The sequence below is a fragment of the Mycolicibacillus trivialis genome (assembly GCF_002102395.1).
GTDB classification, from domain to species: Bacteria; Actinomycetota; Actinomycetes; order Mycobacteriales; family Mycobacteriaceae; genus Mycobacterium; species Mycobacterium triviale.
Map to the genome: position 1 here is coordinate 52,196 of NZ_LQPZ01000040.1, position 20,039 is coordinate 72,234.

Sequence of the window (20,039 nt, forward strand, 5' to 3'; positions counted from 1 at the left end):
CGTCGCTCAGCGCGGCGGCTCGCCGTTCTGTTCCGGCGGCTCGGGCAGATCGTCGAGGAGTTTCCTGGTCTGCTGATCGGCGGCGGCGCGCCGGCGTTCCTCCTCGGCGGCCAACTGCACCACGGTGCGGGTCCACACCACCCGCGCCCAGTGGAAGGTCAGCACGATCAGGGCGAACCAGGCGATGATCAGCCCGATCCCCGGGCCCGGCTGCCCGGCCGCGGCGGTCTGGCGGGACCAGACCGCGAGCAATCCGATCACCGCGGCGGTGGCCGACCCGGCCAACGCGATCCAGGCCACCGCCCAGCGACGGGTCAGCAACGCCAGCGTCGAGAAGCCGACCCCGAACACCAGGGCCAGCCAGGCGAACACCCGGATCGGCAGGGTCACCCCGGCGGCGACGGTGCTCTCCGAGCCGAACAACAGATCCCATCCGCGCACCTCGCCGGTGTGCGGCAGGATGAACGACGCCAGAAGCACGAAGACCAGGATCGAGACGACCAGGGCGCGACCGCCCGGCTCGATCTGGCGGGCCAGCCGGCGCTCCACCTTCTCCAGGTCGGCGCGGTAGGCGTTGAACGCGTCGTCGTCGGGTGGGCGGTTCATCGAGCACATCCAGGGGTCGTCGCGGCGGGCATCGGTTTCACGCCCAGGGTCGGCATGCCCAGGCCCACCCCGCGGGGCCGGCGGCCGGCCTCGTGGGCGTCGCCGGCGCGGGTGCGCCGGTGGTCGAGCACCGGGTCGTCGGCGAGTAGGTGGTGCGGGGCGGCACCGGTGATCTCGGTGGTCACGATGTCGCCGGGCCGCACCGGGCGGTCCCCGGGCTGGAAGTGCACCAGCCGGCCGTCGCGGGCGCGCCCGCTCATCCGTGCGGTCTGCGCGTCCTTGCGGCCCTCGCCAGTGGCCACCAGCACCTCGACGCGGTTGCCGACCTGGTTGAGGTTCTCCTCCCAGGAGATCTGCTCCTGCACCGCGATCAGCCGGTCGTAGCGCTCCTGTACCACCGCCTTGGGCACCTGGTCGGGCAGTTCGGCGGCCGGGGTGCCCGGCCGCGGCGAGTACTGGAAGGTGAACGCCGAGGAGAACCGCGCCCGGCGCACGACGTCGAGGGTGGCGGCGAAGTCGTCCTCGGTCTCGCCCGGGAAGCCGACGATGAGGTCGGTGGTGATGGCCGCCTCGGGCATGGCGGCCCGGACCCGGTCGAGGATGCCGAGGAACTTCTCGGCGCGGTAGGAGCGGCGCATGGCCCGCAGGACGGTGTCGGAGCCGGATTGCAGCGGCATGTGCAGGGTCGGGCACACGTTGGGGGTGGCGGCCATCGCGTCGATGACGTCGTCGGTGAACTCCGCCGGGTGCGGCGAGGTGAACCGGACCCGCTCGAGGCCGTCGACGGTGCCGCAGGCGCGTAGCAGTTCGGCGAAGGCGCCCCGGTTGCGCGGCAGCGTCGGGTCGGCGAACGACACCCCGTAGGCGTTGACGTTCTGGCCCAGCAGGGTGATCTCGAGCACCCCTTCGGCGGCCAACGCCGCCACCTCGGCGAGGATGTCCTCGGGGCTGCGGTCGACCTCCTTGCCGCGCAGCGACGGGACGATGCAGAACGTGCAGGAGTTGTTGCAGCCCACCGAGATCGACACCCAGGCGGCGTAGGCCGATTCGCGGGCGGCCGGCAGCGACGAGGGGAACTCCTTGAGTGATTCGAGGATCTCGACCTGGGCCTCGTTGTTGTGCCGCGAGCGCTCCAGCAGGACCGGCAGCGAGCCGATGTTGTGGGTGCCGAACACCACATCCACCCACGGCGCCTTCGTCAGCACCGCGTCCTTGTCCTTCTGCGCCAGGCAGCCGCCGACCGCGATCTGCATGCCCGGGTCGCGTTTCTTGCGCGGCGCCAGGTGACTGAGGTTGCCGTAGAGCTTGTTGTCGGCGTTCTCCCGGACCGCGCAGGTGTTGAACACCACCACGTCGGCGTCGGCGCCGTCGGGCGCGCGGACGTAGCCGGCCTGTTCCAGCAGCCCGGCCAGCCGTTCGGAGTCGTGCACGTTCATCTGGCAGCCGTAGGTGCGCACCTGGTAGCTGCGTGCCCGTTCGGTCGTCAAGCTCACGCGCCCATGGTACGGCCGTGCCGCAAACCGGCCCCGCCGGGTTTTCCGGGCGGCCGGTCAGACCCGGCGGCGGTCCTGCTCGGCGGTCATCGCGGTGCGTACCACGTCGTAGGCCATCGTCTGGTGGTAGCCGCGCCGCGCCAGCATCGCCACCAGCCGGCGCGCGACCTTGGTGCGATCACCGTCGAGATCCTCCCGGCGCAGCCGCTTGCGCACCAGTTCCTCGGCGCGTACCCGCTCGGCGGCGGCGTCGACCTCGCCGAGCGCCTCGGCGGCCACCTCGTCGTCGACGCCCTTGCGCCGCAATTCGGCGGCCAGCGCGCGCCTACCGCGCCCGGCGTAGCGGTGCCGGGACCGCACCCACTGCTCGGCGAAGGCGGCGTCGTCGATGAGCCCGGCGGAGGCGAGCCGGTCGAGCACCCGGCCTGCGACGTCGTCGGGGTAGCCGCGGCGGGCCAGCTGGCCGGCGAGTTCGGCGCGGGTGCGGGCGCGAGCGGTGAGCAGGCGCAGACACACCGTCCGCGCCTGCTCCTCGCGCTCAGAAGTCGACGGGGGCGGGCAGGACGTCATCTGCCAGACCGTCGGCGTCGTCGGTCAGCACCGCACCGATACCGAGCTTCTCTTTGATCTTCTTCTCGATCTCGTTGGCCACGTCGACGTTTTCCAGCAGGAAGGTGCGGGCGTTCTCTTTGCCCTGCCCCAGCTGCTCGCCCTCGTAGGTGTACCAGGAGCCGGATTTGCGGATGAAGCCGTGGTCGACGCCCATGTCGATCAGCGAGCCCTCCCGGCTGATGCCCTTGCCGTAGAGGATGTCGAACTCGGCCTGCTTGAACGGCGGTGACACCTTGTTCTTGACCACCTTGACCCGGGTGCGGTTGCCCACCGCGTCGGTGCCGTCCTTGAGTGTCTCGATGCGCCGCACGTCCAGCCGCACCGAGGAGTAGAACTTCAGCGCCTTGCCGCCGGTGGTGGTCTCCGGGCTGCCGAACATCACCCCGACCTTCTCCCGCAGCTGGTTGATGAACACCGCGGTGGTGCCCGAGTTGCTCAGTGCGCCGGTCATTTTCCGCATCGCCTGGCTCATCAGCCGGGCCTGCAACCCGACGTGGCTGTCGCCCATCTCGCCCTCGATCTCCGCGCGCGGTACCAGGGCGGCCACCGAGTCGATGACCAGGATGTCCAGCGCCCCGGACCGGATCAGCATGTCGGCGATCTCGAGGGCCTGCTCACCAGTGTCGGGCTGGGACACCAGCAGTGAATCGGTGTCCACGCCGAGCCGTTTGGCGTATTCGGGGTCCAGGGCGTGCTCGGCGTCGATGAACGCCGCGATGCCGCCCGCCGCCTGGGCGTTGGCCACCGCATGCAGTGCCACGGTGGTCTTCCCGGAGGATTCCGGGCCGTAGATCTCGATGACGCGGCCGCGCGGCAGCCCGCCGATGCCCAGGGCGACGTCCAGGGCGATCGACCCGGTCGGGATGACCGAGATCGGCTGGCGGACCTCGTCGCCCAGCCGCATCACCGAGCCCTTCCCGTGGCTCTTCTCGATCTGGGCGAGCGCCAGTTCGAGTGCCTTCTCGCGGTCGGGAACCTGTGCCATGAGGGTGTCTCCGTTCTTTCCGGTGTTCAGTGGTGACCGGTGCCGGTCGATTGGCCGCGACGTTAGCGACGGGGTCCGACAAGTCGGCCGACTGCTGTGCCTCGAACATCACCACCGTAAACGAACGGGTGTTCGATTGGCGAGTGACACGCCGGGCGCGCGGCACCGGTTGGGCTCGCCGTTCAGAATCGGGGCGGGGTCACCACTGATCACGCGGGACGTCGAAGTCCGAGCACAGCGCCCGCCAGACCGCGCGCGGCTCCACCCCGGCCTCGATCGCCTCGGCCGCGGTGCGTCCGCCGACCCCGCTGAGCACGTGGTCGGCCAGCACCGAGGAGCCGTAGGCCGCACCGAATCGGGCCGCCACCAGCTCGTGGAACTCCGTCAATCGCACCCCGCCCACGCTACCCAGAGCGGGCCAGCGCCTCATGGCAGACCTGTACCGGGTCGGCGACCCGGTCGGCATCGGCGGCCGCCCGGCGGGCCGCCGCCCGGTAGCGCGGGGCTGCGAGCACCGCACCGACCGCGGCCGTCAGCGATTCGGCGGTGAGCGGGCGCACCAACTCGGCGCTGCCCTGCCGGACCACCCGGTTGGCGATCTCCCACTGGTCGCCGCCGCCGGGCACCACCACCAGCGGCACCCCGGCCAGCAGCGCCTTGGCCACCATGCCGTGCCCGCCGCCGCAGATCGCCACGTCCGCCCCCGCCAACAGCGCGTCCTGACGTCCCAGCCCGACCACCGCCCACGGCGGCGCGGCCACGTCGTCGCCGGCCAGCCGGGAGACCGCGAGCCGGGCTCCGGCGGGCAGCCCGGCACCCGGACGCAGCGCCGCCAGCGCGGTCTCGGCCAGCCCGGCCGTGCCGGTGGTCGCGGTCGACGGGGCGACCACCACCAGCGGGCCGGTGCCGTCCGGCACGGCCAGCACGGTGTCGGTCGGTTCGAAGTGCAGCGGGCCGACCACGACGGCCTCCGCCGGCCAGTCCGGGCGCGGCACCTCCAGGGCGGGCAGGGTGGCGATGAGCCGGCGCCGCGGCCCCGGGTCGCGGGCGGGCAGACCGATGCTTTGGCGTGCCGCGGCCCGCTGACGCAGCCCGGCCCGCCAGGACCGCGCGGTCAGGCCGCGCAGCACCGCGTCGCGCGCCCGGCCGCGCAGCCCGACCCCCGCCGCCAGCCCGCTGCCGATCGGGGGCAGGCCCCGCGAGGGCCGGTACAGCGGATGCGGGTTGAGTTCCACCCACGGGACGCCGAGCAGTTCGGCGGCCAGGCCGCCGCAGGCGGTGATGACGTCGGAGACCACCAGGTCGGGCGCCAGTGCCCGCAGCTGCGGCACGTTGAGCACCGCCATCCGGGCGGCGCGCCGGTGGATCTTGGCACCGGCGTCGGAGTCGTCGTCCTCGTCGGTGACCTCCAGGCCGAGCAGTTCGGCGGCGTCGACGCCGGCGGCCCGCGCCGTGTCCAGCCACGCCGTCCCGGTCAGCAGGACGGGCTCGTCGCCGGCGGCCAGGAGCCGGCGGCACAGCGCGATCGCCGGAAAGGAGTGTCCGGGATCGGGTCCGGCGACCACCACGACTCGCATCCGCTCACCTTGTCACGGCGTCGGGGCCTAGTGTGAGGAGCATGGCTGAACCGATCGCCGCGCCGAGCGCGGACCCGAACATCCGCACCGTGGCGACCCTGCTGAGCTCGTTGCAGGCGCAGGACTTCGACGCGCTGGACGGCACCCTCGACGACGACGTCGTCTACCAGAACGTGGGGCTTCCGATTATCCGGGGCCGTCGTGCCGTGGTGAAGCTGCTGCGCCGCATGGTCGGTCGGGTCGGTTTCGAGGTCAAGACCCACCGGACCGCGGCCGACGGGCCGGTGGTGCTCAACGAGCGCACCGATGTGCTGGTCATCGGGCCGCTGCGGCTGCAGTTCTGGGTGTGCGGGGTGTTTGAGGTGCACGACGGGCGGATCACGTTGTGGCGCGACTACTTCGACGCGCTCGACATGGTCAAGGCCACCGTGCGCGCGGTGGCCGGCGCCGTGGTGCCTGCGCTCAAGCCCAGTCTGTAGACCGGCCGCCGGCCGGCCGGTTCAGGCGCGGCGGGCGGCGGCGATCTCGTCGAAGGCCTGCGCCCACCCCTGGAGTCGGTCGGTGGCGCCGATCAGTTCCCGGCGGTAGCGCTGACCGCCGATCGGGGCGGCGTGTGCGCTGTCCCCGTTGGCCGCGGACACCAGGTGGGCGGCGGCGGTCACCATCGCGTTGTACTGCCGGACACCGCCGCCGAGCTGCGCGGTGAACGCGTTGATGGTGGGGACCAGATGATCCCGTGACTGCGGGGTGAAGTTCATCGCCCGCTCCATCGATACCACTTCGTCGGCGGTGGCGGTCATGGTCGCCGCGGTATCGGTGGCCACCGCCTTGAGTTCCTCGATCTCGGTGCGCGGCAGCATGTTTCCACGTTCGATCACGCCGATCAGGGAGATCAGGCCGCGTTCGGAGGCGGCGAGCGCCGACATCGCCGACCGGGCCGCCGAGCCGGGCGGCGGCAGCCGGCGTGCGGTGGCCACCGGCGCCGCCGGCAACGGCACCGACCGCAGCCAGCGGTAGCGCAGCAGCAGCAGCGTGGCCGGAACGACGGCGGCCGCGGCGATCACGCTGGTGATGATCAGCACCCACACCGGGGTGGCCCACGACGCCAGCAGCGCGGTCAGCAGCGCCCAGAACAGGCTGGCGCCGGTCGCCGCCAGGCCCCAGCGCAGCGCGCGGCGGCGTTGCCGCAGCAGCCGGGCGCGCGGTTCGTTGGCCGCGTTGAAACGCTGGATCGCCAGATCGACCAGGGTCACCGCGCCGTGGGCGCCGCGGCGCAGCAGCATCCGCCACTGCCCCGCTCCCCGAGCCAATCCGGCCACCATCCTTGCCCCCTACCGGCCCAGCGGGTTTTCCGGCTCGCGGTCCGGCCGGGCGGCCCGGGTGCCGTCGGCGGTGTCGGCCGCCGCGGTGGGCGTACCACCGGCGGGCAGGGTCTCACCGCGCATCGAGGCGCGGATCTGTTCGAGTCGGGAGTGCCCGGCCATCTCGACGGTGGCCTGCTCGACTTCGAGCATCCGGCCGTGCACCGAGTTCTGGGCGAGCTCGGCGGCGCCGAGCGCGTCGGCGTAGCGGCGCTCGATCTTGTCCCGGACCTCGTCGAGGCTGGGGGTGGTGCCGGGGGCGGCCAGTTCGCTCATCGACCGCAGCGACGCGCTGACCTGCTCTTGCATCTTGGCCTGCTCAAGCTGGCTGAGCAGTTTGGTGCGTTCGGCGATCTTCTGCTGCAGCATCATCGCGTTCTGCTCGACGGCCTTCTTGGCCTGGCCGGCCGCCGCCAGCGCCTGGTCGTGCAGGGCTTTGAGGTCTTCGACGCTCTGCTCGGCGGTGACCAGTTGCGCGGCGAACGCTTCGGCGGCGTTGTTGTATTCGGTGGCCTTGGCCTGCTCTCCGGCCGCCTCGGCCTGGTCGGCCAAGGTCACCGCCTGACGGACGTTGACCTGGAGTTTCTCGATCTCGGCGAGCTGGCGGTTGAGCCGCATCTCCAGCTGACGCTGGTTGCCGATCACCTGGGCGGCTTGCTGGGTCAGCGCCTGATGGGTGCGCTGCGCCTCCTCGATGGCCTGCTGGATCTGCACCTTGGGGTCGGCGTGCTCATCGAGCTTCGAGTTGAACAGCGCCATCATGTACTTCCACGCCTTGACGAACGGGTTGGCCATCGGTTCTGCTCCGCCTTCGGTTCGGTTGTCGGGCCCTCGGGGGTCCCAATTTATCGGGTTGCGGCCGCGGCGGCGGGTCAGACGGCGGCCAGCGCGCCCACCGGCGGGATGACGATCTTGGTGGCCGGGTCGATGTGCGCGGCGGTGGCGGCCCGGTCCTGCTGGGCGACCCGGTCCCCGGCGGAGGCCAGCACCGTCGACAGCGGCACGTCCAGGGCGCCGCAGATCGCGTTCAGCAGTTCACTGGAGGCTTCCTTGCGGCCGCGTTCCACCTCGGAGAGGTAGCCGAGGCTCACCCGGGCGGAATCGGAGACCTCCCGCAGGGTGCGCCCCTGCGCGGTGCGGGCACGGCGCAGCACGTCGCCGATGACCTCACGCAGCAGTACCGTCATGACGCTCTCCTTAACTCGATCCCCGGGGTTCACTTGGGTCAACGCCCGCGACCGCCGCCGGGTTCCCGGCCCGGCTCAGCGCCGGGTGCGGGCGGTGTCGCGGACCGCGGCGACGACGTAGTCGATGCCGGTGACCACGGTCAGCACCAGCGCCACCAGCATGACCGTCCAGGCGAAGGTGAGCCAGGTGCCCGACACCGGCAGCACGAACAACCCGATCGCGACGGCCTGGACCAGGGCTTTGAGTTTGCCGCCCCGGCTGGCCGGGATCACCCCGCGGTACAGCACCGCCAGTCGCAGCACGGTGATCCCGATCTCGCGGGACAGGATCAGCACGGTGACCCACACCGGTAGGTCGCCGAGGACCGACAGGCCGATCAGGGCCGCGCCGATCAGCGCCTTGTCGGCGATCGGATCGGCCAGGGCGCCGAATTCGGTGACCATGCCCAAGGAGCGGGCGAGCGCGCCGTCGAGTCGGTCGGTGATCACCGCGACGGTGAAGATGGTGAACGCCGTGATACGCCACGGGGTCTCATGGCCGTCGCCGGCGAACAGCGCCACCAGGAAGACCGGGACCAGCACCAGCCGCAGCACGGTGAGCATGTTGGCGACGTTGGCCACCCGCACCTGCGGCGCCGCTGAACCGGTATGAGGTTGGCCCGACACGGGCAACACAATATCGGTTCCCGATTCCGCCAGCTCAAGCCGATAGTCTGCACGGGTGGAGGCAGCAGCGGCGCCCGCCCCGGCCGAGCCGACGATTCGGCGGGCGCGCACCACCGATGTGCCGGCGATCAAGCGGCTCGTCGACACCTACGCAGGCAAGATCCTGCTGGAGAAGAACCTGGTCACGCTGTACGAGTCGGTGCAGGAGTTCTGGGTGGCGGAGTCGGCGGGCGAGGTCATCGGCTGCGGCGCGCTGCACGTGCTGTGGTCCGATCTCGGCGAGGTACGCACCGTGGCGGTCGCGCCCGCGGTCACCGGCCGGGGCATCGGCCACGCCATCGTCGACCGGCTCACCGAGGTGGCCCGGGAGCTGGCGTTGAGCCGGCTTTTCGTGCTGACCTTCGAGACGGAGTTCTTCGCCCGGCACGGGTTCGCCGAGATCGACGGCACCCCGGTGACCGCCGAGGTGTTCGAGGAGATGTGCCGCTCCTATGACCTGGGGGTCGCGGAGTTCCTCGACCTCAGCTACGTCAAACCCAACACGCTGGGCAACACCCGGATGCTGCTGATCCTGTGAGGGGCCCCCGGCGACGCGTCGGGCACCGTTAGGCTCGGGCGCGTGAGAAAGCTGACCTCGGTCGCGCTGGCGGCGGCTCTGCTCCTACCGACCGCCGCCTGCGTGGACCGCCGCACCGACGCCGACTCCATCTACACCCAGATCCAGAACATGCCCGGGGTGTCGAGCACCGACCTGGACTACAAGGCCAGCTACGAAAGCGGTCGGGTGTTCCGGTTGACCGTGATGCTCGACCGCGAGGTCACCGAACCGCAGGCCACCGAGCTGGGGCGCACCTTCGTCGAGCAGATGAACCGCAAGGGCATGGCCGGGCACAAGGTCGATTTCCGGGTCCGCTACCCCGCCTCCAAGAGGCAGAAGAGTCCGGCGCTGCCGCAGTACTCCCAGGCGCTGTTCGAGTTCGGCAAGGCCGACCCGCCGACCAACCCCAGCGCCGACGACGTCGCCGACAGCATCACGGTGTGGTTGACCGCGGTGCGCTCCCCGGTGAGCCAGTCGGTGTACCTCGGCCAACCGACCTGGGGCGACACCGCGGACAGCCGCAACATCGCCATCACCCTGAAACCGGATGCCACCGAGGCGGCGGCCCGGCGGTTGCAGCGGGAGCACCCGGCGCTGGCGGAGGTGACCTGGCAGCTCAGTCTGGCGGTCGGCGAGGTGGAACGGCCCCGCACCTACGCGGCCACCCCGGACCCGCCCAGCGACGACGTGCGGGCGCTGTGGGGCGACATCAGTCGCGCGGTGGACCCGCGCTACGAGCTCAGCGGGTCGACCCGGCCGCCGCAGGACGACGACCAGGCGAAGACCAAGATCGAGATCGATCTCGGCCCCGGCGCCAACCATGAGGACGAGGCCGACACCCAGCGCATCACCCGGGACGTGGCGGCGCTGTTGCCCCGGTTCGGGTATCCGACCGCGCTGTATGTCTGGGGTCCGGCCACCAACATCGAACTCGTGGTCGGCGGCTGTTACCGGCACAAGGACGGCCACCAGCCACAGCCGCTGGAGAAGGAGCTCGCCAAGCGTTACGAGCGCTGCTGACCGCTGCTCCGGCTCACTGCACGTTGTCGGCGATCCGGGCGGCGATCGCGGTCGCGGCGTCCTCGGCGATCCCGTCCCCGCAGGCCGCGACGTCGATGACCACGTTCTCCGTGGTGGTCATCGCGCGCCGGCAGACCCAGCCGGGGCGCTGCGGGTCGGTGTTGGTCACCGTGAGGGTGCCGTCGGCGGCCGTGACCTCGCCGATCACCGCGGTGGTGACGGCGCCGTCGACCGCGGTGGTGGTGACGGTCTTGCCGGCGCAGCGCTCCCAGGCCTTCTGCTGGCGGTTGCGGAAGTCCGCGGCGGCGTCCTCGGACCGGAACGCGGTCGCCACCTGCAGCACCTGGTGGGGCCAGGGCGGCTCGGCACCGTCGTGGACCCGCTGAGCGGCCATCCCGGTCATCGGGATGCCGCTGTAGGTGGTCGAGGCGCCCGCGGTGGCCACCCCGGTGCACTCGCGGGGCACCACGTTCTCCCCCTTGACCGGGACGATGAGGTCCTCGCCGACCAGGGCGGTGGCGGGCAGCAGCGGTTCGATCACCGCCGGGCCGGGTAGCAGCTCGTCGAGGTCGTCGACGGCGACGGTGCGGTCCTCGGTGTCCTCGCCGGCGGTGCCGGAGCGACCGGGCAGGCCGCGGGCGAAGACGACCGCCACCAGGGCGACGAGGGCGAGCACCACGACGGCCGAACCGATCAGCGTCCGCCTGCGGGTGCCGCGGGCGACCGGGGCGCCCTGCGCGCGCGCCATCGCGGCCAGCCGCAGCCGCCAGCGCACGAACACCGTCCACAGCACGACCATCACCGCCAGCACCGCCATGTCCAGCAGCCACCAGGTCGGTTCGTGCCACCACAGCCGGTCGTCGGCCGGGGCGCGCAACGCCGCGTTGCGCAGGTCGACGGTCGCCGCGGTGGCCGCGAAACCCCACCGGGCCGGCAGCAGCCAGGACAGCTGGTCGAGTCCGCCGCGGCCGGTGACCGGGACCAGGCCACCGGCGAACACCATCGAGATCATGACCACCCCGACCAGCATCGGCAGGACCTGTTCGGTGGAGCGGGCCAGCGACGACAGCGCCAGCCCGATCACCGCCGAGACGATCGCGGTCAGCGCCAGGGCCAGGTACAGCTCGATGACCGCGCGGTCGGTGCCCTCCCCCAGCAGCGCGCCGCCGTAGGCCGGTGGGCGTTTGCCCGCGACGACGATCGCGGTGACCACGGCGGTCTGGATGGCGGCGGCGCAGCTGTAGACCACGATCTTCGCCGCCAGGTAGGCCGAGGCCGACAGGCCGACCGCCTGTTCGCGCTGGAAGATGGACCGCTCCCCGACCAGGTCGCGGATGGTCAGCGCGGTGCCGAGGAACACCGCGGCGATGTTGAGCAGCACCAGGATCTGCACCGGCTCGCCGGCGGCGTCGGTGTTGGCCCGACCCAGCCCGGCGTGACCGGGGACCACCAGCGAGAGCACCCCGAGGATGATCGGCAGTAGGGCCAGGAACAGGAAGTAGCCGCGGTCGGCGCCGATGAGCCGGACCTGGCGGCGGGCGACGGTGAGGAACTGCCGGGTGATGCTGGTGCTCGGCGGTGAGCCCAGCGGGGTTTCCTCCAGGGAGGGCTCCTGCGCGACGACCGCGGGATGGCGTTCGAGGTAGTCGCGGTGCGCGCCGTCGGGGTCGGTGCTGACCCGGGAGAAGATGTCGGCCCAGTCGGTGGTGCCCAGCGCCGATTCGACCTGGGCGGGCGGGCCGGCGAACGCGGTCTTGCCGCCGGGCGCCAGCAGCAGCACCTGGTCGCACATGTTCAGGTAGGTCAGTGAGTGGGTGACCACCAGCACCACCCGGCCGGCGTCGGCCAGCTGGCGCAGCATGCTCATCACCTGCCGGTCCAGCGCGGGATCCAGCCCCGAGGTGGGCTCGTCGAGAATGAGCAGCGACGGGCCGGTGAGCAGTTCCATGGCCACCGAGACCCGTTTGCGCTGCCCGCCGGAGAGCTTGTCGATGCGTTTCTTCTTGTGCTGGGTCAGCTCGAGTTCGTCGAGCACCCGGTCCACCACCTCGCCGCGGTCGGCGCGGGTGGTGTCCGGCGGCAGCCGGAGTTCGGCGGCGTAGCGCAACGCCTGGTCGACGGTGAGCCGCGGATGCACCACGTCGTCCTGGGGCACCATCCCGATCCGGGAGCGCATCGAGGCGTACTCGGCGTGCACGTCGTGGCCGTCGAAGACGGCCAGCCCGGCGGTGGGCGCGATGGCCCCGCCGACCAGTTTGATCAGGGTGGATTTCCCGGCGCCGGACGGGCCGATCACGGCGGTGAGGCTGCCCGGCCGCGCGGTGAAGGACACGTCGCTGAGCAGGGTGGCGTCGTCGACCTCCAGCCCGGCTCCCAGCACCTGCAGGCCGGCGGTGTCCGGGGCCATCGGCCGCGGGGTCAGGGTGCCGCCGGCGACCAGCAGGTCGGTGTTGCCGATGGTGACCACATCGTCGTCGTGCAGCACGGCCCGGTCGACGCGTTGGCCGTTGACGAAGGTGCCGTTGCTGCTGCGGTTGTCGATGATCTCCAGGCCCGCCCGGGTCTGCGACAGCGAGGCGTGCACCCGGGAGGCGAGCGCGTCGTCGACGACGATCGCGTTGGTCTCCAGCCGTCCGATGGTCTCCGCGCCCGGTGGCGGTTGCACCAGCCGGGGCGGGACCAGGCGGCGCACCGCTCCGGTGATCCGTTCCCCCGCCCCCGGCGCCGCCGGCTGGTCCGGTCGGGTCATCACCCGGGCGATGACGGTCTGCGGCGCGGCGGCCTGGGGCGCGGCGGTCTGTGGCGCGGCGGCCGCGGGCTGAGGTCCCGAAGACCCGGCAGGCCCGGGCGGCGCGGCGGCGGCCGGTGCCGGGCGCGGCGCCGGCGGGCCGCTGGGGCGCCGACCGGGCGGCGGCCCTCCCGCCGCCGGAAGGGGTTGGGACGGTGGCCCGGGCCGGTGCGGGGGCCGGGCCTGCTGCGGGGTGAGCCCGAAGCGTAGCCGCGGCCCGTTGGGGGCGCCGACCGCGATGGTTTGACCGTCGCGCAACACCGCGGTCGTGATGCGCTCGCCGTCGACGAAGATGCCATTGCGGCTCTGGTCGACCGCGGTCCAGCGGCCGTTCTCGACGCGCACCACGGCGTGCACCCGGGAGACCCAACCGGCGACCTCCGGGGCGTCCAGGCAGATGTCGCACTGGGCGCTTCGCCCGACGGTGATCTCCTGGCCGGGCCGGAACGTGTACATCGCCGTGCCCAGCCACACCGTCAACGGCGGCGCGTTGGTGTCGGTCATCGACCCGATCGTCCTTTCCTCGCCCGCGGTTGCGGCCGGCACCGGGCCGTTGTCATGAAGCCAACAGGCTGGCCAGCGCGGCGATCCGTTGTGCACGATATCCCGGCCGCACCGGCGACCCGCCGAATTCGGCCAGCGAACGCAGTTTCCGCAGCGCGAAATCCCGGGCCCGGCCCGACTCGGGGATCTCGATGCCGGCCCACAGTCCCTGGGCGCCCGGGGTCTCCCAGGCCTCCCGGGCGCAGAGCCAGCGCGCCGGGCAGACCCGGCACAGCGCCTTGGCGCCCTCGTCGGGGTGGGTGGTCCACCGTTCGGGGTCGGCGGCGCACGCCGGTACGAAGCCCTTGCCCGGAACGGTCCCCGCGGCGATGGTTTCGGTCATGAGTCCTCCTCAACTGGTCCGGTGCTCCGATGCTCTTCGCACCAGCGCGCTGCAACTGTAACCATAGCGGTAGGCATAGCGCAACAGTTAGCGCTTCATTTTCGGAAGATTTGTCCCGAAACTTGCAGCATCGCTATGGATCGACGCGTTGACCAGCGGCGTTAGCGCTCCACCCGAAGGGGAGCTCCGGAATCCGACGTGCCGGGTCTGCGGCCGATCCGGGCCCGATCGCATCCGGCCGCTACGGTTCGCACCGATTTTTCGGTCCACCGCCACGACCTCGAGTGCGGTATACATGTAGCATCGCCGAACAGGCGGCCCGGTTTAGTCGTAGCGACTCGGGCCGCGAGCCCACGGACACCCGACCAGGAGGGAGTACCTCATGAGCCGGCCGGCCCCCGCCCCCACCCTCGCTGTCCAGATCGGCTCCGAGCGCCACATCCTCACCCCCACCGGCGGGCCGGCCGTGATCGGTCGCGATCCCGACGCCGCGGTCCGCATCGCCGACGACCGGATCTCGCGCTCCCATGTGCGCCTCGAACCGCACGCCGAGGGCTGGCAGGCCATCGACACCAGCACCAACGGCATGTACGTCGACGGGGTGCGCCGCAGTTCGGTGTTCATCAGCGGGCCGGCCACCATCCATCTCGGCGACGCCCGCGGCATCCCGGTCACGTTCACCCCCAGCGCGCCGCTGGAGGCCACCGGCATGACCCCGGTCGCGCAGATGTCCGCAGGCACCCAGACCGTGTCGACCACCGAGTTCTCCACCGAACTGCCGGACGCCGACCCCGCCATCGCCCGGGCCGGGCGCGCGGTCGCGGCCCGGCGCCGCGAACTGGAGATCACCCAGCGCAGCCTGGCGCGCGACAAGATCATCAACGCCGGCACCCTCATCTCCTTTGAGAAGGGCCGCAGCTGGCCTCGGCGTTCGACGCTGGCCAAACTCGAGGAGGTGCTGCAGTGGCAGCCGGGCACGATCTCCCGGATCCGCAGCGGCACGGCACCCGAGCAGGACCACGAGACCACCGAGGTGATGACCGACAGTGTGCGGGCCCCGCTGATGGCCGAGGCGGTGGAGTTGGCGATGCACACCATCAACGCCGCGGTTGCCGACCTGCCGCCGGCCTCCGACCCGGAGTTCACCCCGAAGGTCACCGCCGTGCTGGCCGACCTGCGCAAGCTGGAGTCGGTGGCCGCCAACGCCGCCCGCAACGCCAAGGGGACGCCGTCGGTGGTGCTCGCGTTGAGCACCGTGCGCCGCCACTATCACGACCTGATGCTGCGGGCGGTCAAGTCGCCGGCGGCGACGCTGGGTCAGCGGCTCTACGCGGTGCGCCAGCAGGCCGATCTCAGCATCGCCGAGACCGCCAACGCCGCCGACCTCCCGCCCGACGCCGTCCTGGCCGCCGAGCAGGAGCGCGACCTGAGCCCGGAAACCACCGCCGCGCTGGAGAACCTCGTCGCGCAGCTCTCCATCAACTGAGCGCCCCCTTGCAGCCCTGCTCGCCTTGCCACTAGGGGCTGTCGCCGAACCGCCCGAAGCACTGCTGCTCGTCGCCGACGACGCCGGACCGGAACGCGGTGATGCGGGTGAATCCGGCAGGCACCACACCGCCGTTGACGTCGCTGGCCACCAGACCGTTGGTCAGCAATCCCGCGACCGCTTCGTCGAGATCACCCGCGGTGATCGCGAGTTTGCGTCCCGGCGTGGACATCTCGCGGTGCGCAACCCCGGTCAAGCAGGCCGTCAGCATCGCCGAGCGCGGCGAGTCCAGCGGCAGTCCCCGTTGCCGCTGCACCGCGAACATGTAGCGCGCCATCACGATCGACAGCGCGGTGTCATCGCCCTGGACCAGCACCCCCTGCTCGGTGTCGCCGGGCACCGCCATCCGCCGCAACGCGGGCAGGTCCACCGCGATGGTGTTCGTGGCCGGGCAGTAGGAGACCGGCGGGCTGGGTTGGGCGTCCGGGCAAGCCGCGGTGTCATAAGACAGCGTGGGCGACTGGTCGAGCGGGAAGACCTCCCCGAGCACCTCGATCAGATCGGTGAGGGTCTCCTCGTCGATGGGGACCTCCCCGGTCTGCAGCCGGCCCCGGGAGTCCGGCTGCAGCGACATCGGCAGATCGCCGCGACGCTCCCGCACCTCCTCCAGATCGATTGCCGAGCAAGCCCGCGGGCCGCTGTCGAAACCCATCTGCACGGCGCTGACCCGGTCCAGCGCGGTGCCGTGGCCGTATTCCTCCAGCAGCAGGTCCTCGGTCTTGGGCGTCATGACCGGGTCGCGTCCGGCGATCGCGGCGGCGAGCACCCGCGACAGCCCGTCGCCGGTGTTCAGGGTGAACCGGGGCGAGCTGCCCTCGGTCACCCAGCGCAGGTAGACCCCGGCGAAACAGTCGGCCTGCTGCTCCAGGACGATGCCCGGGCTGCTCTTGGTGACCAGGTCGGCCATGTGCTGGATCGCGTGGCCGTACTCGTGGGCCACCAGTCCGGCGACCGCCATGTCGCCGAAGTACTTCTGCACTGCCGGGACCAGCACGCCCCGGTCCCAGGCCATCAGGTTGTCCGGCGGGCAGTACATGGCGTTGGGCTCGTCGTAGGTCTTGGATCCGCACACCTTGGGGCTGCGCGGATCGGTGGAGTCGTAGGACAGCAGGGTTCCCACCGGGACGAACCGGCTGTCGAAATACTCCGGATAGGACTGCTTCCAATACTCCTCGACGTCGTTGACCGAAAGCAGTGCCAGCCGGTCGCTCTCACCGTCGTCGGTGTTCTTCACGGTGCCGCTCGGCGCCGCCGCATCGGGACGCTGACCGCTGGGGCCGTCGGTCACCGGAAGCCCCCCGACATAGAACGGGTCGTACATCATCGACACCGCGTGCCCGGGTATGTAATCGGTGCACCCGGCCACCACGGCGGCCGCACAAAACCCGACCAGGGCGGCGATGCCGCGCCGGGAGAAGCGTTTCGGAACCCGCAGTGTCATTCGCCAACCTCTCACCTGATCAACCCGCCGGCCGTCGGGCCTCTGCGCCTGCCGCGGCGGTATGAAGAATACTGGTCTGGCTGACCGGGTTTCCGCAGAAGTTGCCCGATCAGCGCGGCGGGCTGACCCCGTATTTGCCGTCGCGGTCCTCGATCGTGACCGTCACCGTGCGCTGTTCGCCGGCGACGGTGACCGCGCAGGTGAAGGTGGTTCCCGGGGCGACCGTCGGGTCGCGGCCGTCGTTGCACCCGAGCACCGAGACGTTCTGCAGCCCGTAGCCGGTGTTGCCGTCGGTGAGGATCTGCCCCACCGCCGCCTGGACGTCGGCCACCTTCAGTTTGGTGTCGCGGAAGAACCCAGGTTTCCAGAAGCCCAGCAGCAGGATGGCCGCCGTTGCGGCCAGACACACCGCAATCACACTGACCAGCAGCGCGTTCACCCAGCCGGAGTCCTTGCTCGGCGCCGATGTCCGCGGTGCGGGTGCGGGTGCCGGTGGCGGCTGCACCGGACGGGGCGGCGGTACCGGCCGCGACGGCCTGCGGGCCGGCACCGTCGGATCGGCCGAGGCATCCCGACGGTGCGGGCGTCGCGCCGGGTCGTGCCAGGGCGCGCGGCTCATGTCATCTCCTCGAAACGGCGGGCGGCGAAAAAACCGCTGGGGTACGGGCCAGATCGCCCGTACCCCAGCGGCATCGCGTGCTAGTTGCAGGCCCAGGTGAGAATCCAGCTGCCCGGCAGACGGCTCATCGCGTCGTTCATGGCCTCCAGCAGCGTCGTCCCGTACCCACCCTGCAGGCTGGTGGCGTTCTCCGCGACCGCACCGCAATCGGTGAAGCTGACCAGCACCTTGCAGTCGGTGTAGCCGCAGTAGCTCAGCGCCATGCTGTTCGCCGATTCCTTGGTGGGGTGATCCCACGCGCGGCCGCCCGAACCGGTGGACGGTGAGTAGGCGATCGCCCCCCAGTAGGTGGCGGCGTCCGCGGCCGGGGCCACGGCGACGGTGAGTCCGGCCACCGTCGCGAAGCTAGCCATTACGGCTGCGGCTCGTCGTCGAAGAGCAGCCTTTGCCATGGCGGTTCCTTTCTCGCTCCGGTGATCCGGAAGTTGTTGAATTCGGTTGGGGTTCACGGTGTCATCCATGGCTTCACATCGGCGGCTTGGTCGCTTCGACCTGCTTGCCCCACTCCGAGAGGTTCAGCGTCACCATGGCGTCCTCGGCCGGGATGATCTGCACCCGCACCGGGTGGTTGGTGCCGTCGTCGGCGATCCACACCGTGGTCGGCATGGTCTGCTCTTCCTTGGGCGCCAGCCGCGAGCCGGCCAGCAGCGCGATGTCGTCGGTCGACGAGGTGCCGGTGACCTTGGTGGTCTCGGTGCCGTCCAGGTCCTCGGTGCCCTCGATCTTCGGGTCCTTGAGATTGGTCAGCACGTTGGCCAGGCCCTTGCTCGGGTCCAGGATCGTCGACACGTCGTAGATCGAGGCGCCGTCACCGAAGTCGGTGAACTTGCCGCCCGGGTCCCCCACATCGGAATACAGGTGGCCCTCGACGTAGACGAACTTCGCCTCGACGTCCTTCTGCCCGACGATCAGCGTCGCGTTGCCGGTGGCGGTGGTCTGCGGGTCGCTGGACACGTCACCCTCGAGCTGTTTGACGGCCAGGTTGGGCACCTTGCCCTCGGTGGTGAGCTTCAGGTGCAGACCGGTGACACCGCTCATCGCCTCCGCGGCGTCCTCGACCAGCTGCGCGGCGTCGGAGCTGGTCTCCGTTCCGCTCTCCTTCTCTTTCGTTCCGGAGTCCGATGAGGTGCAACCGGAGAGCGCGAATGCCGCCGCGAGAAAGACGGACGTGGCAGCCACACCGGTTCGTAACCGGAGCTTCATAGACATCTCCTTTGTAAGGTTCGCGGCGGTGCCGCAGGGCAAACTCCCGGGGAGCCGGTCAAAGCTTAACCAGATCGGTGGGGGCGATGGCACGGTTTTTTCCATCAGCCCGCCGATTCGTCCTCGTGAACGGCTCAGGCTGCGGTCAGGATCCGATATTGCGCGGAAAGCTGCTGCTTGGCGTCGGTTTCGGTCTGCGAGAACGTGGTGAACACATACCGGTCGGTGTGGGCGACGCACTTGGTGTGCCAGACCATGCGTTGCACCGACGGCGGATCGGTGGGCGCGGCCGCCCCCTGGGTGCGTTCGAAACACCGGGCGCCGGCCAGCCCGTCGACCCCGTCGAGTTCGACGACATCGGGCTGCACGGTGGCCGCGTCCGCCAGCCCGTCGGCGAGGTGGGCGGCCGCCTGCTCGTCGCGGGCCTGGTACACCGTCGCCAGCATCTGCGACACCCACTCCACACCGGTGTCGTCGAACAGCGGTGCGGCGCTGAGCGGATCGTCCTCGAAGTGCAGCCAGCCCGCCGGTCGCCACACCCCCACGCTCAAGCCCGGCACCTTGTTACCGGGCGCGGTCAGCGTGCGCGCCAACAAGTCTGCGCTCGGGTCTTTGGGCAGTTCGGGCAGCGCGGCGGTCTCGGTGGCCTCGAAGTCATCGAGCAGTGGTTCCTGCGCGTCGAGGGTCCGGCCGATCAGGGCGAGTGCGGCGCCGTCCGGGTCGGCCGGTTCGGTGCCGGTGACCGCCGATTGGTAGAGCACGAACGGTCCACGTGGGGTGAAGCTTTCGACAAAGACCCGGGTGCCGTCGCGGTCGATGCGCGCGGTGGTCTCCGGCCGGCCCTCCATCGGCACCGGCGCGTAGGACTCCTCGAGTGCAGCTGCCATCTCGGTGGCCGCTGCGACGGCACCCTCCGGATCGGGAAAGCGCAGCACCGCGTTGGTCAAGTTCACCGCATCGTCGTCGACAGCCGAGCGGTAACTGCTGAAGCCGGTGAGGAATCCGTGTGCGGCGGCGACGCCGTCGAGCCCGCGCGGCAGCACCTGCCGCAGGCTCTCCGGGCCCGCACCAACCGGGCCGGTGCGCATCGTGACGATCAGCGGCATCCGGCCGGTCAGCGTGTCGTCGACCCGCCACGGTCCGGCGACGTGATCGGCCATGCGCCGCGCCTCGACCGCGGCGCCGTCCTCTCCCGCCGGGCCTGCCGCGGCGCCCGGTTCGGTGTTGTAGGACCCGGTGTCCAGTGCCGCGGCCACCGACGGGTCGACCGGGGCGGTCGCCGGTTCGGTCGACTGGCATCCCACCAGGGTGACCGCGCCGGCCAGCGCGACCAGAGCGAGCCGTGTGTGCACGTTGGGCCTCCCGCCGTCGTCGCACCGTTTATACCGGAG

General features: G+C 71.2%; 21 protein-coding genes. 4 read left to right on the forward strand and 17 right to left on the reverse strand.

The window, feature by feature from the left end; genetic code table 11:
* Positions 1 to 6: 6 nt before the first annotated feature.
* From AWC30_RS14215 to AWC30_RS14240, 6 genes are all read right to left on the reverse strand, one after another.
* The gene (locus AWC30_RS14215) at positions 7 to 606 is read right to left on the reverse strand and encodes an Rv2732c family membrane protein (RefSeq protein WP_085110874.1); all 600 of its coding nucleotides are present in this window, start codon (positions 604 to 606) and stop codon (positions 7 to 9) included.
* Positions 603 to 2,099, reverse strand: a complete 1,497-nt coding sequence (gene miaB / locus AWC30_RS14220) for a tRNA (N6-isopentenyl adenosine(37)-C2)-methylthiotransferase MiaB (protein ID WP_085110875.1) — start codon at positions 2,097 to 2,099, stop codon at positions 603 to 605. The genes AWC30_RS14215 and miaB overlap by 4 nt, the downstream gene beginning before the upstream one ends.
* Before the next feature lie 57 nt (positions 2,100 to 2,156).
* On the reverse strand, positions 2,157 to 2,669 hold the full coding sequence (gene recX / locus AWC30_RS14225; protein WP_085110876.1) for a recombination regulator RecX: 513 nt from the start codon (positions 2,667 to 2,669) through the stop codon (positions 2,157 to 2,159).
* Positions 2,638 to 3,696, reverse strand: a complete 1,059-nt coding sequence (recA, locus tag AWC30_RS14230) for a recombinase RecA (RefSeq protein WP_085110877.1) — start codon at positions 3,694 to 3,696, stop codon at positions 2,638 to 2,640. Before recA ends, recX begins: the two co-directional genes overlap by 32 nt.
* Positions 3,697 to 3,895: 199 nt before the next feature.
* A complete protein-coding gene (locus tag AWC30_RS14235; RefSeq protein WP_085110972.1) occupies positions 3,896 to 4,090 on the reverse strand; it encodes a DUF3046 domain-containing protein in 195 nt (64 codons plus the stop codon).
* A 10-nt stretch (positions 4,091 to 4,100) separates the two neighbouring features.
* Positions 4,101 to 5,273: a glycosyltransferase gene (locus AWC30_RS14240; RefSeq protein ID WP_085110878.1), complete on the reverse strand. Its 1,173-nt coding sequence runs from the start codon at positions 5,271 to 5,273 to the stop codon at positions 4,101 to 4,103.
* A gap of 41 nt (positions 5,274 to 5,314) precedes the next feature.
* Here AWC30_RS14240 and AWC30_RS14245 point away from each other — a divergent pair, with 41 nt between their 5' ends.
* Positions 5,315 to 5,752, forward strand: a complete 438-nt coding sequence (locus AWC30_RS14245; protein ID WP_085110879.1) for a limonene-1,2-epoxide hydrolase family protein — start codon at positions 5,315 to 5,317, stop codon at positions 5,750 to 5,752.
* 21 nt (positions 5,753 to 5,773) lie between these two features.
* Here AWC30_RS14245 and pspM read toward each other — a convergent pair whose 3' ends face one another.
* From pspM to pgsA, 4 genes are all read right to left on the reverse strand, one after another.
* Complete coding sequence (gene pspM, locus AWC30_RS14250; RefSeq protein ID WP_109562082.1) at positions 5,774 to 6,583, reverse strand: phage shock envelope stress response protein PspM; 810 nt, start codon at positions 6,581 to 6,583, stop codon at positions 5,774 to 5,776.
* Between the two features lie 21 nt (positions 6,584 to 6,604).
* Positions 6,605 to 7,429, reverse strand: coding sequence for a phage shock protein PspA (pspA, locus tag AWC30_RS14255; protein WP_085110882.1), 825 nt, complete (start codon positions 7,427 to 7,429; stop codon positions 6,605 to 6,607).
* Positions 7,430 to 7,506: 77 nt separating this feature from the next.
* A complete protein-coding gene (gene clgR, locus AWC30_RS14260) occupies positions 7,507 to 7,821 on the reverse strand; it encodes a transcriptional regulator ClgR (protein ID WP_085110883.1) in 315 nt (104 codons plus the stop codon).
* A 75-nt stretch (positions 7,822 to 7,896) separates the two neighbouring features.
* Positions 7,897 to 8,487, reverse strand: coding sequence for a CDP-diacylglycerol--glycerol-3-phosphate 3-phosphatidyltransferase (gene pgsA / locus AWC30_RS14265; RefSeq protein WP_372507241.1), 591 nt, complete (start codon positions 8,485 to 8,487; stop codon positions 7,897 to 7,899).
* A 55-nt stretch (positions 8,488 to 8,542) separates the two neighbouring features.
* On the opposite strand from pgsA, the gene AWC30_RS14270 reads away from it, so the two are divergent.
* Complete coding sequence (locus tag AWC30_RS14270; RefSeq protein ID WP_085110884.1) at positions 8,543 to 9,064, forward strand: amino-acid N-acetyltransferase; 522 nt, start codon at positions 8,543 to 8,545, stop codon at positions 9,062 to 9,064.
* A 42-nt stretch (positions 9,065 to 9,106) separates the two neighbouring features.
* Positions 9,107 to 10,105: a hypothetical protein gene (locus AWC30_RS14275; protein ID WP_085110885.1), complete on the forward strand. Its 999-nt coding sequence runs from the start codon at positions 9,107 to 9,109 to the stop codon at positions 10,103 to 10,105.
* A 13-nt stretch (positions 10,106 to 10,118) separates the two neighbouring features.
* On the opposite strand, the gene AWC30_RS14280 is transcribed toward AWC30_RS14275, so the two are convergent.
* Positions 10,119 to 13,397, reverse strand: a complete 3,279-nt coding sequence (locus tag AWC30_RS14280) for an FHA domain-containing protein (protein WP_085110886.1) — start codon at positions 13,395 to 13,397, stop codon at positions 10,119 to 10,121.
* Positions 13,398 to 13,449: 52 nt separating this feature from the next.
* Complete coding sequence (locus AWC30_RS14285) at positions 13,450 to 13,779, reverse strand: WhiB family transcriptional regulator (RefSeq protein ID WP_085110887.1); 330 nt, start codon at positions 13,777 to 13,779, stop codon at positions 13,450 to 13,452.
* Positions 13,780 to 14,161: 382 nt separating this feature from the next.
* Here AWC30_RS14285 and AWC30_RS14290 point away from each other — a divergent pair, with 382 nt between their 5' ends.
* Positions 14,162 to 15,265 carry an FHA domain-containing protein gene (locus AWC30_RS14290; protein ID WP_085110889.1) on the forward strand — a complete coding sequence of 368 codons (1,104 nt, stop codon included), beginning with the start codon at positions 14,162 to 14,164 and terminating at the stop codon, positions 15,263 to 15,265.
* A gap of 31 nt (positions 15,266 to 15,296) precedes the next feature.
* On the opposite strand, the gene AWC30_RS14295 is transcribed toward AWC30_RS14290, so the two are convergent.
* From AWC30_RS14295 to AWC30_RS14315, 5 genes are all read right to left on the reverse strand, one after another.
* Positions 15,297 to 16,766: a neutral zinc metallopeptidase gene (locus AWC30_RS14295; RefSeq protein WP_085110890.1), complete on the reverse strand. Its 1,470-nt coding sequence runs from the start codon at positions 16,764 to 16,766 to the stop codon at positions 15,297 to 15,299.
* Positions 16,767 to 16,875: 109 nt separating this feature from the next.
* Positions 16,876 to 17,385: a DUF4333 domain-containing protein gene (locus AWC30_RS14300; protein WP_085110891.1), complete on the reverse strand. Its 510-nt coding sequence runs from the start codon at positions 17,383 to 17,385 to the stop codon at positions 16,876 to 16,878.
* 80 nt (positions 17,386 to 17,465) lie between these two features.
* On the reverse strand, positions 17,466 to 17,837 hold the full coding sequence (locus AWC30_RS14305; RefSeq protein ID WP_085110974.1) for a DUF4189 domain-containing protein: 372 nt from the start codon (positions 17,835 to 17,837) through the stop codon (positions 17,466 to 17,468).
* A gap of 73 nt (positions 17,838 to 17,910) precedes the next feature.
* Complete coding sequence (locus tag AWC30_RS14310) at positions 17,911 to 18,624, reverse strand: LppX_LprAFG lipoprotein (protein WP_272937753.1); 714 nt, start codon at positions 18,622 to 18,624, stop codon at positions 17,911 to 17,913.
* 158 nt (positions 18,625 to 18,782) lie between these two features.
* On the reverse strand, positions 18,783 to 20,000 hold the full coding sequence (locus AWC30_RS14315; RefSeq protein ID WP_085110893.1) for a DUF7373 family lipoprotein: 1,218 nt from the start codon (positions 19,998 to 20,000) through the stop codon (positions 18,783 to 18,785).
* Positions 20,001 to 20,039: the final 39 nt, after the last annotated feature.

Excerpts from the sequence above, each read along its gene's own strand:
- AWC30_RS14215 (WP_085110874.1), bottom strand. The coding sequence starts at position 606 with ATGAACCGCCCACCCGACGACGACGCGTTCAACGCCTACCGCGCCGAC.
- recX (WP_085110876.1), bottom strand. The coding sequence starts at position 2,669 with ATGACGTCCTGCCCGCCCCCGTCGACTTCTGAGCGCGAGGAGCAGGCG.
- recA (WP_085110877.1), bottom strand. The coding sequence starts at position 3,696 with ATGGCACAGGTTCCCGACCGCGAGAAGGCACTCGAACTGGCGCTCGCC.
- AWC30_RS14240 (WP_085110878.1), bottom strand. The coding sequence starts at position 5,273 with ATGCGAGTCGTGGTGGTCGCCGGACCCGATCCCGGACACTCCTTTCCG.
- AWC30_RS14245 (WP_085110879.1), top strand. The coding sequence starts at position 5,315 with ATGGCTGAACCGATCGCCGCGCCGAGCGCGGACCCGAACATCCGCACC.
- pspA (WP_085110882.1), bottom strand. The coding sequence starts at position 7,429 with ATGGCCAACCCGTTCGTCAAGGCGTGGAAGTACATGATGGCGCTGTTC.
- clgR (WP_085110883.1), bottom strand. The coding sequence starts at position 7,821 with ATGACGGTACTGCTGCGTGAGGTCATCGGCGACGTGCTGCGCCGTGCC.
- AWC30_RS14280 (WP_085110886.1), bottom strand. The coding sequence starts at position 13,397 with ATGACCGACACCAACGCGCCGCCGTTGACGGTGTGGCTGGGCACGGCG.
- AWC30_RS14285 (WP_085110887.1), bottom strand. The coding sequence starts at position 13,779 with ATGACCGAAACCATCGCCGCGGGGACCGTTCCGGGCAAGGGCTTCGTA.
- AWC30_RS14290 (WP_085110889.1), top strand. The coding sequence starts at position 14,162 with ATGAGCCGGCCGGCCCCCGCCCCCACCCTCGCTGTCCAGATCGGCTCC.
- AWC30_RS14295 (WP_085110890.1), bottom strand. The coding sequence starts at position 16,766 with ATGACACTGCGGGTTCCGAAACGCTTCTCCCGGCGCGGCATCGCCGCC.
- AWC30_RS14300 (WP_085110891.1), bottom strand. The coding sequence starts at position 17,385 with ATGAGCCGCGCGCCCTGGCACGACCCGGCGCGACGCCCGCACCGTCGG.
- AWC30_RS14305 (WP_085110974.1), bottom strand. The coding sequence starts at position 17,837 with ATGGCAAAGGCTGCTCTTCGACGACGAGCCGCAGCCGTAATGGCTAGC.